This is a genomic window from Clostridium lacusfryxellense (assembly GCF_018861735.1).
Classification (GTDB): Bacteria; Bacillota; Clostridia; order Clostridiales; family Clostridiaceae; genus Clostridium_AD; species Clostridium_AD lacusfryxellense.
The window spans coordinates 11,672-25,551 of record NZ_JAHLEB010000025.1; the positions used below are offsets into that span (position 1 = coordinate 11,672).

Genomic DNA, 13,880 nt, shown 5'->3' on the forward strand with positions numbered 1-13,880 from the left:
ATTTCTCCCCTAAGTTATATTTGTATTTACTACTTTATTTCCCTTTAACTTTGCCTTTATTAACTTGCCGTCACCACCAATAGAAAATGCTACCACCAAAATGATCCCTTCTACTACCTTTTGCATATAGGCATCAACATGAAACATATTCATACCGATATAAATGGATGCGAAAAAAATAGACGCAAGTGTTGTATTAAGAATACTCCCCTTTCCACCTTTAAGGCTAGTACCTCCAAGAACCACAGCTGCAATAACATCAAATTCATATCCGACTTTCATTTCTGCATTAGCTGACCACATTCTTGAACTTATAAGAATAGATGCAATAGCTGTAAACATTCCAACTAACGCAAATACAAAAATTTTGACTTTCATGGTATCTATACCTGACAAATAACTCGCTTTTTCAGAATTACCTACTGATAAAATTTGCCTTCCAAGTATAGTCTTTTTTAATATGACTGATCCTAATATTGCCAATATAATAAATATTATAAAAGGTACAGGTAAACCAATGAAATTTCCATTACCTATTACAGTAAACCATTTTTCATTGAATTGTATTGGTCTTCCTTTACTATATATTAATGCTACAGCATTATATATGTAACTCATTCCTAGCGTTGCTATAAATGCAGGAACTCTAAACTTAGAATATAAAAAGCCATTAATAGCTCCTAGTAATGCTCCACTAATCACTATAATTATCACAGTCGGAATTAATCCTACTTCTCCTATTATGCTTACTGTAAAAAGAGCAAGTAATCCAACCATGGCACCTATCGATAAATCGATAGCTTTTATTATTATACAAAATGTCATGCCTATTGCCGCTACGCCTACAAAGGATGCTTCCCTTAAAATACTAAGATAACTATCAATTACTCTAAAATTTTCGTTTGTAAAAAAAAATACTACCCACAGTAAAATCAAAGAAACTAATATACCTCTTTCTTTTAAATTAGACCTAAGTTTTGCTTTTAAAGTATCTTTCGATATCAAATTGTCCAATTATTTGCATCCCCTTTTGTTTCTTTTAGAACTAGTTTATACTCATTTTTTCTTTTTCCCTAGCTCCACTTGTCGATATAACTAAAATTAATATTATTCCAGTTATCAACCGCTGGTAGTTATCGGAGATCCCAAGTAAATTTAATCCATTCTTAATAATTCCAAGCATAATCGCAGCACATAAAGTTCCACACAAGTTTCCTTTTCCTCCTGAAAGCCTTGTGCCCCCGAGGATAGTTGCTGTTATTACCTGAAGTTCAAACCCAACTCCAAATTTTCCATTACCAGTTAATAACTCTGATGTTTGAATTACCCCGGCAATTACTGACGTAACTGCTGTCATTATAAAAATACAAATTATAGTTTTATCTACCTTAAGTCCTATCATCCTAGCAACTCTTTCATTAGACCCAACACTTCTCACAATTAAACTAAATAATGAATACTTAAATATAAGATAAAATAAAATATATACAAATATAGTTATAATTATTGGTACTGGTATGAATAATATTTCTCCACTGGAGAACATTTTAATTTGCCTAAAATTTATTAGTGTTACATCCTGTCCATTTGTATATATTGAAGATAACCCTCTATATATTATCATTGTTGCCAAAGTAGCAACAAAAGTTTGAACCTTGAATTTTGTAATAATCACTCCATTTATGAATCCTAGTATTCCACCTACTAGAATTGCCAATATAACAGAATATAAAAGCCCTATACGTGGTATATTGATTGCAAGGACACATGTTGTAAGAGATAATGTAGATCCAATTGATAAATCAAAACTTCCACTAGTAATAGCAAAAGTCATTCCTGCGGCTGCGATTGCTACCATAGATACTTGTACTAATATATTAACTATATTGCTAATAGCTAATATATTGGGGGTTAATATAGCAAAAATCAACAAAGTTGTAATAGACATTATATAAATACCCGCTTTATCCCACAAATCCCAAAATTTCATTCTTGCATTACCTCACTAAGAATTTCTTCTTTTAAATTTTTAAAACGATTACAAATATATTATATCATCTATTATAAAAAATTTGAATTAATATATTGTAAATCCCTCAACTACTTTATCTAAATTAACTGCACTAATTTCATTATGCCTTGTTTCTAATACTATGACTTCATTCTTAACATTAACTTCAGCAAAATTTTCAATAATATCTTTTATTATTTCCCCATCGCATTTATATTCATCACTAATATAAATTAATTTTTTATAGTCATTTAGAAGAGCATTTTCAATAAATACTAATATATCTTGCGAAGACAATGAAAGTTCTTCTACTGAAATTAATACAGATTAACCAATAGACAACTTTGTTCTAAGCTTCATATGTTTTATTCCCATTTGTTTCTTAGTATTATCGAAATCTTTCGATTTTCTCATTGTCCTTTCGCCTAAAACCATTATTTATACAACTTGCCCTCTGGCGTAAATATTTGATTTGAATGTCTTTGAATTTTTAAAAAACCTCCTACAAATTTTAACTTTGTAGAAGGTTTATTTAAGTAACTTTTATTCTAATATACTGTTTTCCACTGATCAATATTGCTTTTGTTAAATTCAAAGGGATCGCCAAGCATAATTTCAGTTCCATCATCAACTGTGATAATTGTTTTTTCTCCAAGAGTTCCTGCTTTAAATTTGTCTCCTGTTTTACCGGTTATTGTTCCTTTAACTAAAGCTTCTGAAGTATAACCAGCTAAGTATCCAACATCAATTGGATTCCAAAGATGAACTGCTGTAGATACTCCACTAGCTATATAATCTGCCATTTCACTAGGAAGTCCAAGACCTGTTAATTGTACTTTACCATTTAATCCTTTATCAGTTATAACTTTAGCAGCTGCTGCTACTGCAACAGTTGAAGGTGCAACTATACCTTTAAGATTAGGATAAGTTTTTAATAATGCTTCTGTTTCAGAAACACTCTTATCTCTTAAATCATCACCATAGGCAACTTTTACAAGTTTTATGTCTTTATATTTTGGATCTTCGAGTGTTTTTTTCATAACTGTAATCCATGAATTTTGATTGGTCGCTTGTGAAGTTGCACTTAAAATTGCTATGTCTCCTTTTCCACCTATCATTTTAGCTATAGTTTCAATTTCAATACGTCCTATTGCATTTGGATCTGCTTGATTAACATGAACCAAACGGCTCTTAGCATTGACTGCTGAATCAAGAGATATAACTTTAATTCCTGCAGCCATTGCTTTTTCAAGTGCTGGTTGTAAAGCATCCGGATCATTTGCAGCTATAGCAATTGAAACAACCTTTTGTGAAACAAGTTCTTGTATCATCTGAATTTGAGCTTCAGCCGTTGGTTGATCTGGCGCTTTTAATATAGTCTCTCCTCCAATTTCTGTTATTGCCTTCTTGTAACCTTCCATCTCTTTTTCATTATATGGGTTTCCAGTGCTTTTTACGATAATTGCATATTTAGGTTTTCCACCTGCAGCTGGTGCCGTAGTTGAAGTCCCAGGTGCTTTTGTACTACATCCTGAAAGTGTTGATAATGTTAGTCCAAGAACCATCATTGATATTAATGTCTTTTTCATTTCATATCCCCCTCATTGTCATATATATAAAACAGATCTAACTGTTCCATATTCGATTTAGTTTTTAAAAGATTTGAATTTAACTTTTTTTATATTTAAATTTGGTATAATAACTGCTACAATTAAGAGTAATCCTGTTATTACAAGCAATACTTGAGCATTTACATTAAATAAACCAAGACCATATCTTAAGAATCCTATTAGGAAAACTGCTATTATAGCTCCATAAATCCTTCCTTTTCCTCCTGCAGTACTAATACCACCGAGTACAACCATAGTTATAATATCTAATTCATATCCAGTTGCTACGTTTGGCCTTGTACTGCCCATTCTAGAAGTTAAAAACAGAGCAGTTACTCCAGCCATAAGACCTGCTAACGTAAATACAATAATTTTTGTTTTATCAACTTGTATCCCAGTAAATCTACTTGCGATAGGATTACTACCTATAGCATAAACTCTTCTTCCAAATGCAGTTTTATTAAGTATGAATGTAAAGATTACTGCACAAATTATAAATACAATAAGTATAAATGGTACAGGTCCTACATATCCCCACCCAATTGAGGTGAACCACTCTGGAAATTTACCAGCGGATTGATCTTTAAGTATAATATAAGCAATTCCCCTATAAAGAATCATAGTTGAAAGCGTAATAATCATGGAAGATAACTCTTTAAACTTTGCTACCAGAACCCCATTTATAAACCCACATAGAGTTCCAACTAGAAGACAAATTACCATGGCTAAAACCATAGGCACTCCTGAGTTATATAGGACACCCATAACAACTGATGCTAGTGCAACTGTTGATGCAACAGATATGTCAATATCTGCGAGTATTATTATAAATGCCATAGGTAAAACAATAAATGCTTTATCAAGAAAGGCCATAGTTGCTCCAATTAAATTATCAGCATTTAGATAATATGGAGTTAACGATCCGTTAATGATTGTCATAACAATAAAAATTAATATAAGTAACCATTCCCACTGAAAGAAAAAGCTCTTCAGTGTCAATTCTTTTTTATCAGCAATTATTCTCTGTTTCATACTTATATCTTCCTCCTACTGAGATTTTTTTTATCCACTCTTCTTTTAACAATAGTATTTACAATTATAGCAATAAGAATAATTGCTCCTTGTATAGCATTTTGCCAAAATGTAGATACATTTATAAGTGGTAAGGCATTATTTAAAATTCCAAGTAGAAGGGACCCTATAAGAATTCCCGGAATAGTTCCTGAACCACCTGACATACCTACTCCACCTAAAACACAAGCTGCAATAACACTCATTTCATAACCACTAGCAGTATCCCCTTGCGCTGATGCAAATTTTGATACCCATAAAACACCTGCAAGACCTGCCAGCGCTCCCATTATCGTATAAACCATAAATAGTATTCGTTTATTGTTTATACCACTAACCTCAGCCGATTCCGGGTTACTACCAACTGCATAAATTTTTCTACCTGTTCTTGTATGATTAATAAAATAATAGATTATAATATAAACAACAATAGCTACAAATATCAAAGTGTTAATTCCTAATATAGAACTAGTTGCAATTGCTTTAAAACTAACTGGCATTTGCTGTGCACTTACCCATTTTCCATTGCTGGACATAAATGTTAACCCTCTATACACATTCATCATACCAAGTGTTGCAATAATCGGATAAATTCCACCTTTAGAAACAAGTCCACCAACAACAGCACCACAAACAATACCTACCCCTATTCCTATACCAATTGCAATTATTGGACTTAAATTTGGATTTGCACTTACTGTGAGCGAAGCTATCATTCCTGATAAAGCAAGGGTTGCTCCAATGGAAAGATCTATTCCCCTTGTGATCATAACCAACATCATGCCTACTGATAAAATGCTCAATATTGCTGTATTTTTAAGTAAGTCATTTATATTCTCAAGTGTTAAAAAATTCGGATTACGCATTTGAACAAATATAGAAATAATAACAATAAATCCTATCATTCCTATTTCTCTTGATTTCCCCAAATTTATTTTACTAAAGGTTTCTTTACTAAAAGTCTTCCTTACCACTTTTTCAGACATAACCTTTCTCCTTATAATTATATTTTAGTATCAATTTATATTATATTAACTCTTCTTTCCTGCAGTTGACATTGCTGCTTCGAGAATTTTTTCCTGAGTGGCATCTTCTCTATTAATTATTCTACTAATTCTCCCATTGCGCATTACAACGATTCTATCACTCATTCCTATCATTTCAGGCATCTCTGATGAAATCATAATAATGGCGTATCCTTGAGATGCTAGATCACTCATTATTTCATACATTGCAGCTTTCGCACCAACATCCACACCTTTTGTAGGCTCATCTAGAATTATAATTTTCAAATCTGCAGCTAGCATTTTTGCAACTACTACCTTTTGTTGATTACCACCTGATAGTTGACTTGCAAGTGTAAAAATACTATTAGCTTTAACATCTACCTTTTCAGCTAAAAGCTTTGCGTATGCTCTCTCTTTTTTCACATCGAGTCCACTACTTTTAGAAAACTTTTCAAGAATAGGTAGTGTTATATTTTCACCAATTCCCCAACTAAGCACTAGTCCCTGCCTTTGCCTATCCTCTGGTAAATACCCTATGCCATAATTCATTGCGTCGACTGGACTATTAACTTTAATTTCTTTTCCATTTAATAACAATGATCCAGAATCAGGTTTCATTATTCCAAAGATAGTCTGACATAATTCACTCCGTCCTGCTCCAACAAGACCTGTTAATCCAACTATTTCTCCTTTATGAACTGCAAATGAAATATCAGCAAAATAACCTGCTTTCGAAAATCCTTCAACTCGTAAAACCTCTTCTCCAAGTTCAACTTGTTTTTTAGGAAATAATTGCGAAATTTCACGACCAACCATAGCCATAATTAAATTTTGATTAGTAATTTCATCAACTTTCCAAGTACCAATATAATTAGAATCTCTAAAAACTGTAACCCTACTTGCTAACCTGTACATATCCTCAAATCTATGAGAAATAAAAATTATTGCAGCTCCATCGTCGCGAAGCTTTTCAGTTATTCTATAGAGTTCTTCACTTTCTCTCCTTGAAAGTGCTGCTGTAGGTTCATCCATTATTATAATTTTAGCATTTGATGAAAGTGCTTTTGCAATCTCTACTAGTTGTTGCTGCGCAACACTTAGTGCTCCCATCTTTGTTTTAGGTTCAAAACTAGCTCCTAATTCATCCAATAACTTTTTTGCGTCTTCATGCATTTCATTCCAAAGAATTCTTTTTGTCCATTTTTCTATTTTTTCATGACCAAGGAAGATATTCTCGGTTACCGTCAAATCAGGATAAACGTTACCGTGCTGATAGATAGCTGCTATTCCCATTGCTTGTGCATTATTAGGATTTTTAATATCTACTACCTTACCATTTAATATTATTTCACCTTCATCAGGAGCATGAACTCCAGTTATAACTTTAATAAAGGTAGATTTTCCAGCTCCATTTTCACCCATCAGAGCATGAATCTCTCCTGCCTTTAATTTAAAGTTAACCTTGTCTAATGCTCTAACACCTGGAAATGTTTTTGTAATGCCATTTAGTTCAAGTACATATTCAGACACTGTTCATACCCCCTATTCTTATTCACAGTAATTAATACAACTTTATTTCATTTTTTTCATAATCTTTCATTTTATTTCATAATCTTTCATTTTGTTTCAAATAAATTTTAAGCAATTATTCTCTTCCTTCTTGAGTACTAATATTTCACACTATATAGCAGTATATGTTGTTTTGTGCCTATATATTCTAGTACAATTTTGTATTCTTTGTTTCTATTTAAACGGTTTCTATAAATATATTATAACGTTTACATTTAAAAAAGCAACCATTTTATTTTGTTTTTTGCAATTATTTTTAGTTTTTTGCAACATACTGATTAAAAAGGTTAAAATATAGACAAAAACACACTAGAAAAAGCAATAAAAAAGAAACCAGCCATAATTAAATTACAACTAATCTCCTTTTTATAATTCTATACTAAATCTCAAACATCTCTTTTAACTATATATGTAGAAATGGCCTTTCTATTGATTTTATTATAAAGTCACATGTTTTACATTCAAAAGATCTGCTACTTTTTCAAACAATGATGCATTGCTTCCAACTGACATAGCACAGTGATGTGTAGGTGCCTCGGCAAACCACATATCCATGTATTCATCAGGATGTACCTTAAATTTAATAGGTGTTTGGGTATTTCCAATCTTCATTGTCGGACCATTTGTAGATTTCCCTTCACTAATTATAAATTTTAACTTACCATCTATAGTTTGCGTCACATTAAGTGTAGTAATATCCCCAGTTCTCACCTTAGCCTCAACCGATACCCCAGTTCCTTTTTTACCATGAAATAAGCCCATTCCTCTTAAAATAGGTTTTCCATCTGAAATTGCAATATGAAACGGCCCATCATGGCCTAAAATAATTGTTTCATCTACATAATCTGTAACTACAATCTCACAAAAACTGCCACCTACTCCTAAAATATCAGATATTTTCATAGCTAGGTTTGTTTTTAAATCACCTTCTCCAGCACAAGGGATTCCCTTAGCCGTTAGTAATGAATGGCCTACTATAAATCCACCCTGTACTTTCTCATAATGATTTCCATCTGCTCCATGATAATAATACGTTAAAGCATCTAAATTATATTCCTTTACCATGTTTTCCTGAGCCACAGCAACCCTACAAGACCAATCTATCTGTTCCTGCGTCGGCTTTTTTGCCAACGGATCTGATGGTGAATCACCACTAATTTCAAACATTTCTTTTACTTCACTCATTTTTTCTTTTACTTCATCTTCGCTAACCTTTTGAAGAAATCTATCAAGATCACACATTTCAAGTACTTCTATATGCATTCCAGTTTGTGCCTGTAGCATAGCAAAATCACTATACATATCTAGCATACCACTATAATAACCACCTAAGAATCCAAAGCTACTGTGTTTTAAATTTCTTGGAACTGATGCTGCTCTAATCCACTCGTTTATGTTTTTCCATGCCTTAATTGCCTCTTTTTTCTCAGATGTGTTTTCATTTGTTAAAGAAATTTCTGGAGTATAATCAAGTCCAAGCAATCCATTTACCACTCTAAAATCTATTCCTGCTCGATTAAAAGCATTTGATATTTCAGGCACAGGACACGCGCCACAAAAAGCAAGCCATTCACCTGTAGTTGAACTTTCGTAATTTATTCTGGCAGTTGGTTGAAGATTTAATACTACTGCTGGAGCTCTACAAATTTGATGAACAGGTAATACAGTTGAACTTGTAGCATAAGTTCCCGAATGGCAAAAAATTAAATCTACATTTTTTTCATTAAACCATTCTCCGGCTTTCCTTGCCTCTATTTCAGTATCTACTAACCCATAATTAAATATTTCTCCGTTCACTGACATTCCGGTTTCTAAAAATTTACCATATTCTATCATTCTATTTTCAAGCCCTGGAAATTGAGTCCAATATGCTTTTAGCCCTATAGTATAAAGTCCAATACGAGGTTTTTTAATAGCTTTTATAGGAATTAATTTTGACATATTCCTTCACTCCTTATAATTAAAATAATAGTTTTACAATTTCATTATAAAGGTTTACACTGTATAAAACATAATAGTATGTTGTGGTAAAATAATAGTATATTGACTGGAGGAGTATTATATGAAAAGTTATACAGAAAATGCTTCTTATGATTGGTCTGAAAATTCAGTTCGCATTATAGCTACCCCTACACTTGTGGCCAAATCCACATATTTTTATGTGGAAGAAGTCGGATATTTTAAGACTATGTCAAATTATTATACAGAAAGAGAAAATTTAAACTCATATTTAATTATCTTTGTCTTATCTGGAAAGGGATATTTAAAATACAAAGGAAAATCTTATACAATTTGTAAAGGACAAGGAATTTTTATTGATTGTATGGAATATCAGTATTACAATTCTGATACTACCGACCCCTGGGAAATTCTTTGGGTTCACTTTAACGGAGGTACAAGTCATAGTTATTATCAGCAATTTTCTAAAAATAATTCTCCTATTTGTAACTTTGAAAAGAATTCTATAGTACCTTCTATTCTTAATCAATTAATATTAAGTCATAAGGATAAGAATATAAGAACAGAATTATTGTGTTCAAAATTTCTCGTGGAGTTATTAACTGAGTTCTTATTAACCATTACTTCTCACGACTCCTCAGAAACATTTCTCCCAGAATATATAAAAAATATTATGAAGGATTTAGACAAAAGTTTGCTTAATAAAATTACTTTGGATATGCTATCTCAAAAGTATTCTATTAATAAATTCCACCTAGAAAAAGAATTCAAAAAATTCATTGGAATCTCTCCTAGTGAATATGTTATCTCAAAGCGTATTTCTTATAGCAAGGAACTACTAAAATACTCTGATATCCCAGTTTCTGAAATTTCCTTTAAAACAGGGATTGATAATGTTAGCCACTTTATTAACCTATTTAAAAAACGCGAGGGCATAACTCCTTTAGCCTTTAGAAAAAAATGGCAGAGTCCTAGATGATTTTTAATCTTCTACCATATTTTTAATATATTGTGGCACTTCTAAATCCTTAAATCCATAGAAACTTTTAGCATTCTCACCTAGGAAGCTAATTTTTTCTGCTTGACTTAGTACATTAGATTTTATTATAAAATCATATGACATCCTGTAGGTTATAGCGGTCATAGTTCTTGGATAGTCCGAACCCCACATCAGTTTTTCAACCCCTACCATATCTATTGCTTTTTTAATAGCATTTACTGCGCCCACATATGGATAAAATTCATTATGATAAAGCCAGGTTATTCCACCAGACTCAATCATTACATTTTTATTTTTAGCTAATAGTATCTGACTCTCAAAACCAGGTCTGTTTGCCATACCAAAATGTCCTATAGCTATTTTAAGATTTGGAAACCTATATATTAATTCTTTCATTTCATCTACTTGAGTTTCCCCTTGTGCAAGATCAATAGAAAGAATAATATTGCTTTTATCCATAACTTCAAAGGCTTTTAACATCTCAGTATCCGTGAGATATACTCTTTTAGGTAGGTTTACGAGCCTTTGTGCGGGCACCTTAATGCAATTAAATCCACCTTTACACATTCTCTTAACTTCAGGCAAAAACCCTGGTCTTCTGAAATCACAAAGTCCAGCTATTTTTAGCCTCGTACCATATTTTCCTTTTACCTTTAACAAATAATCATTTTGATTTCCATCAAGATATTCTTGGGTTATGACTGCCGCAGATACACAGTCGTAATTCATATTAGATACAAATAACTCCGCTGTATTTTTTCCATCAAGCATGTAAGGAGGCATCATTTGACGGATTCCACCATTAAATGTGGCTTTTCCTCCACCAATACTTTTCACATCATAACCCTCAACACTTCCAGAAAGTTCATCCCACAAATGTGCATGAGCATCTATAATTAAATATGACATTTATTTTACCTCATTCCATTTTAAATTAGAATTAAACTAGAACCTTAGCCATACTTCCATCATTGTTTTTTAAACCTTCAAAGGCATCAATAACATTATCAAGAGTAAATACATTTGTAATCATTTTATCAATATTAACCTTTCCATCAGCTACTATTTGTATTAGAGGTTTAAAATCATTTAGACTATTTCTTGATCCATATACATTTAGTTCTTTCTTTAATAGAACTGAATGGTTAAAGGTTGTTTCTCTCTTACCATTTCCTATAAGTATAATTTTTCCACCAAAACAAGTATTATCAATACAGTTTAAAAATGTTTCTGGTAATCCTACAGCCTCAACACATACATCCATGCAACAAGAATTAGATATTTCCTTAACCCTCTTCCGCAAGTCTTCATTCTTTATATTTATAGTACCATCTGCTCCCATTTCTTTTGCAAGTTCTAATCTCTCTTGAAGTAAATCGGCTATATACACTGTTGCTCCTTTTAGCTTTGCAGATATCATTGCAAAAATGCCTATAGGGCCAGCTCCCATAACTAGCACTTTATCACCAGGCCCAACCTCTCCTCTATTTATAGCATGGTAGCCTATTGAGAAAGGCTCAATAAGTGCAAGAGTCCTCGGTGATAAATTTTTGCCATCTAATATTCTATCAATCGGCATAGTGATGTACTGAGCAAAGGAACCATTTCGTTGAACTCCCATAGTCTGATTATCTTCACAACAATTCACTTTTCCTCTTTTGCAAGAATAACATTTACCACAATTAAAATAAGGGTTTGCAGTTACGTTCATGCCTACTTTTAAACCAAATTCATTTTCTTCAATTTTAACTATTTCAGCAGAAAACTCATGTCCAGGAATTCTTGGATATGTTGTAAATGGTTGATTACCCGTATAAGTTGCAGTATCAGAACCACATATTCCACAATATTTAATTTTGAGTAGTGCTTCACCCCTTTGAGCAGTAGGAATTTCTACCTCTTTTAAAGTTATTTCTCCTGGTTTTTCTATATAAACTATTTTCATTTTTGTCATTTTATTTCCCCTCCAAATTATATATATATCTTATTCTTTCAAATTAAATTATTTATCCATGTCAATATAATTATAGTCCCATATTGCAGCTGTTTTCATTGGTGCTGCCTTGCAATATATTTTATTCTCATAGGCAGATTTAGGGTCTCTCTTAACTTCTTCAAGATCTATTAGTTCAACAACCTTATCATAGTCAGATTCACAAAGTAGCTCTATTGCCTTCTCCATATGATCTTGTCTAAAATTTATTGATCCAAAAATTAAGTGGTTTTTAAAACCAAATGGCATAGTTTTAAAGTCCATTACTGGTCCAAGTGAAAAACTATTATAAATACCATTATTGCCTAGGACATCCTCTTCAAAAGCTATTTTATGTTCTAAATTTGAGCCAGACACGCCGATAAATGCAGTTGCCTTACCATTCAATTTTTCTTTTATACAATCAGCAAGTTCTTTATTCGTATTAAATTTACTCTCCACATAAATACCATTAGTTTTTTTAAGAGCATATTTAACCTTATTAGTATCGGCACTACTTCTAGCTACAAAAAGAATTTTAGCATCAGGATATTTTCTATGGATTAAATCTCCTATAAACATCCCCGTAGTGCCAAGTCCAAATATTACTACCTTATTAAAAATATTTTTCATTGCTAGTTTCCTTGCTTCTTCCTGCGTGCATTTGTTCCTGGCCAATTCAACTCTAAAGTTTTGTGCCGACCCAAGGTCCTCCATTCTTTCAAGTTGAAAAATCATACAAGCATAAGGATCTGAAAAACAAAGTTTCTTAGCTATAGATAATGGTATTTTTCCGTTTTCTATATACTTATCTGGTATATGAAGTAGCATGTCTGGATTATAGAAATTTTCATAACACATAATTCCATCAGCCTGATCGCAGCCATATTCAAAATATGTCTCATCATCCATATATCTTGTAGGGTCATATGAATCCCCACCTCTTATAAGTACTATAGCAAATCTATTTTCTGATGGAATAAATACAACGCCTTCATGACCATTTATAAGTCTATTTAATCCTGCTGGAAATTTGGGAAGTAGTTCTCCTCTCATCCCCATATGCATTAGTTCAAAATCAGTACCACAAAACCCAGTCAAAACAGTTTTACTTTTAATCCCGTCCTGTAAGGGTTCGCCTCTTAAACGTTTACTTGAATTATTGTAAATTTCTATTTCTCCATAAATTATAGGTTTATCTTTGCTATTTTGAAAATATGTTCCCTTAGTTTTCATTATTTCTCCACCTCTATTACTACACCTTTTTTCAAAATTATATTTGCATACTGAGCTTTTTCACCAGTTGCAACTATTGCATACGCATTTTTAGCTCTTTCATAAAAATCAAATCTTTCTACCATATCAAACTCTTTAAAATTAGGCTCATGTTTTATTATTGTTTCTTCATAACTTTTCCAAATAATTGGTACAATGCTATCCCCGGGAACAACAGCCATTAAAGCTGCTGGAGCCTTAGAATATTGATCTAATGGAAAAAACTTTAAAAATGCATCTAGAACCTCACAAACATTATTTCCATCACACCTTACTAGTTTTTTAGCAAGATTTGCCCCCGGAAAATTTCCATCACTTATAACTATTTCATCGCCATGGCCCATCTCCATCATAATTTTCAATAACTTTGGTGATAAAATTGTGGGAATACCTTTTAACATAATCA

The 13,880-nt window shown here is 32.2% G+C and carries 13 protein-coding genes; 1 reads left to right on the forward strand and 12 read right to left on the reverse strand.

The window, feature by feature from the left end; genetic code table 11:
* Positions 1-9: 9 nt before the first annotated feature.
* The 8 genes from KPL55_RS14505 to KPL55_RS14540 form a co-directional block, all read right to left on the reverse strand.
* Complete coding sequence (locus tag KPL55_RS14505; RefSeq protein WP_216307455.1) at positions 10-1,014, reverse strand: ABC transporter permease; 1,005 nt, start codon at positions 1,012-1,014, stop codon at positions 10-12.
* A 31-nt stretch (positions 1,015-1,045) separates the two neighbouring features.
* Positions 1,046-1,990, reverse strand: a complete 945-nt coding sequence (locus tag KPL55_RS14510) for an ABC transporter permease (RefSeq protein ID WP_216307456.1) — start codon at positions 1,988-1,990, stop codon at positions 1,046-1,048.
* A gap of 87 nt (positions 1,991-2,077) precedes the next feature.
* The gene (locus KPL55_RS14515) at positions 2,078-2,308 is read right to left on the reverse strand and encodes a hypothetical protein (protein WP_216307457.1); all 231 of its coding nucleotides are present in this window, start codon (positions 2,306-2,308) and stop codon (positions 2,078-2,080) included.
* A gap of 251 nt (positions 2,309-2,559) precedes the next feature.
* A complete protein-coding gene (rhaS, locus tag KPL55_RS14520) occupies positions 2,560-3,600 on the reverse strand; it encodes a rhamnose ABC transporter substrate-binding protein (protein ID WP_216307458.1) in 1,041 nt (346 codons plus the stop codon).
* Between the two features lie 57 nt (positions 3,601-3,657).
* Positions 3,658-4,653 (reverse strand): ABC transporter permease, encoded by a 996-nt coding sequence (locus KPL55_RS14525; protein WP_216307459.1) that lies wholly within the window; start codon positions 4,651-4,653, stop codon positions 3,658-3,660.
* Between the two features lie 2 nt (positions 4,654-4,655).
* A complete protein-coding gene (locus KPL55_RS14530; RefSeq protein ID WP_216307460.1) occupies positions 4,656-5,678 on the reverse strand; it encodes an ABC transporter permease in 1,023 nt (340 codons plus the stop codon).
* A 45-nt stretch (positions 5,679-5,723) separates the two neighbouring features.
* Positions 5,724-7,229, reverse strand: a complete 1,506-nt coding sequence (locus tag KPL55_RS14535; protein ID WP_216307461.1) for a sugar ABC transporter ATP-binding protein — start codon at positions 7,227-7,229, stop codon at positions 5,724-5,726.
* Between the two features lie 477 nt (positions 7,230-7,706).
* Positions 7,707-9,209: an L-fucose/L-arabinose isomerase family protein gene (locus KPL55_RS14540; RefSeq protein WP_216307462.1), complete on the reverse strand. Its 1,503-nt coding sequence runs from the start codon at positions 9,207-9,209 to the stop codon at positions 7,707-7,709.
* A gap of 121 nt (positions 9,210-9,330) precedes the next feature.
* On the opposite strand from KPL55_RS14540, the gene KPL55_RS14545 reads away from it, so the two are divergent.
* Positions 9,331-10,206 carry an AraC family transcriptional regulator gene (locus KPL55_RS14545; protein WP_216307463.1) on the forward strand — a complete coding sequence of 292 codons (876 nt, stop codon included), beginning with the start codon at positions 9,331-9,333 and terminating at the stop codon, positions 10,204-10,206.
* Between the two features lie 3 nt (positions 10,207-10,209).
* Here the strand turns inward: KPL55_RS14545 and KPL55_RS14550 are convergent, their stop codons facing one another.
* Genes KPL55_RS14550 through fucU form a run of 4 tightly spaced genes read right to left on the reverse strand, consistent with a single transcriptional unit; the run spans position 10,210 to position 13,875 of the window.
* Positions 10,210-11,136, reverse strand: a complete 927-nt coding sequence (locus KPL55_RS14550) for an amidohydrolase family protein (RefSeq protein ID WP_216307464.1) — start codon at positions 11,134-11,136, stop codon at positions 10,210-10,212.
* 31 nt (positions 11,137-11,167) lie between these two features.
* Complete coding sequence (locus tag KPL55_RS14555; protein WP_376770451.1) at positions 11,168-12,181, reverse strand: zinc-binding alcohol dehydrogenase family protein; 1,014 nt, start codon at positions 12,179-12,181, stop codon at positions 11,168-11,170.
* Positions 12,182-12,229: 48 nt separating this feature from the next.
* The gene (locus KPL55_RS14560) at positions 12,230-13,435 is read right to left on the reverse strand and encodes an MDR/zinc-dependent alcohol dehydrogenase-like family protein (protein ID WP_216307465.1); all 1,206 of its coding nucleotides are present in this window, start codon (positions 13,433-13,435) and stop codon (positions 12,230-12,232) included.
* Positions 13,435-13,875, reverse strand: a complete 441-nt coding sequence (gene fucU / locus KPL55_RS14565) for an L-fucose mutarotase (RefSeq protein ID WP_216307466.1) — start codon at positions 13,873-13,875, stop codon at positions 13,435-13,437. Before fucU ends, KPL55_RS14560 begins: the two co-directional genes overlap by 1 nt.
* Positions 13,876-13,880: the final 5 nt, after the last annotated feature.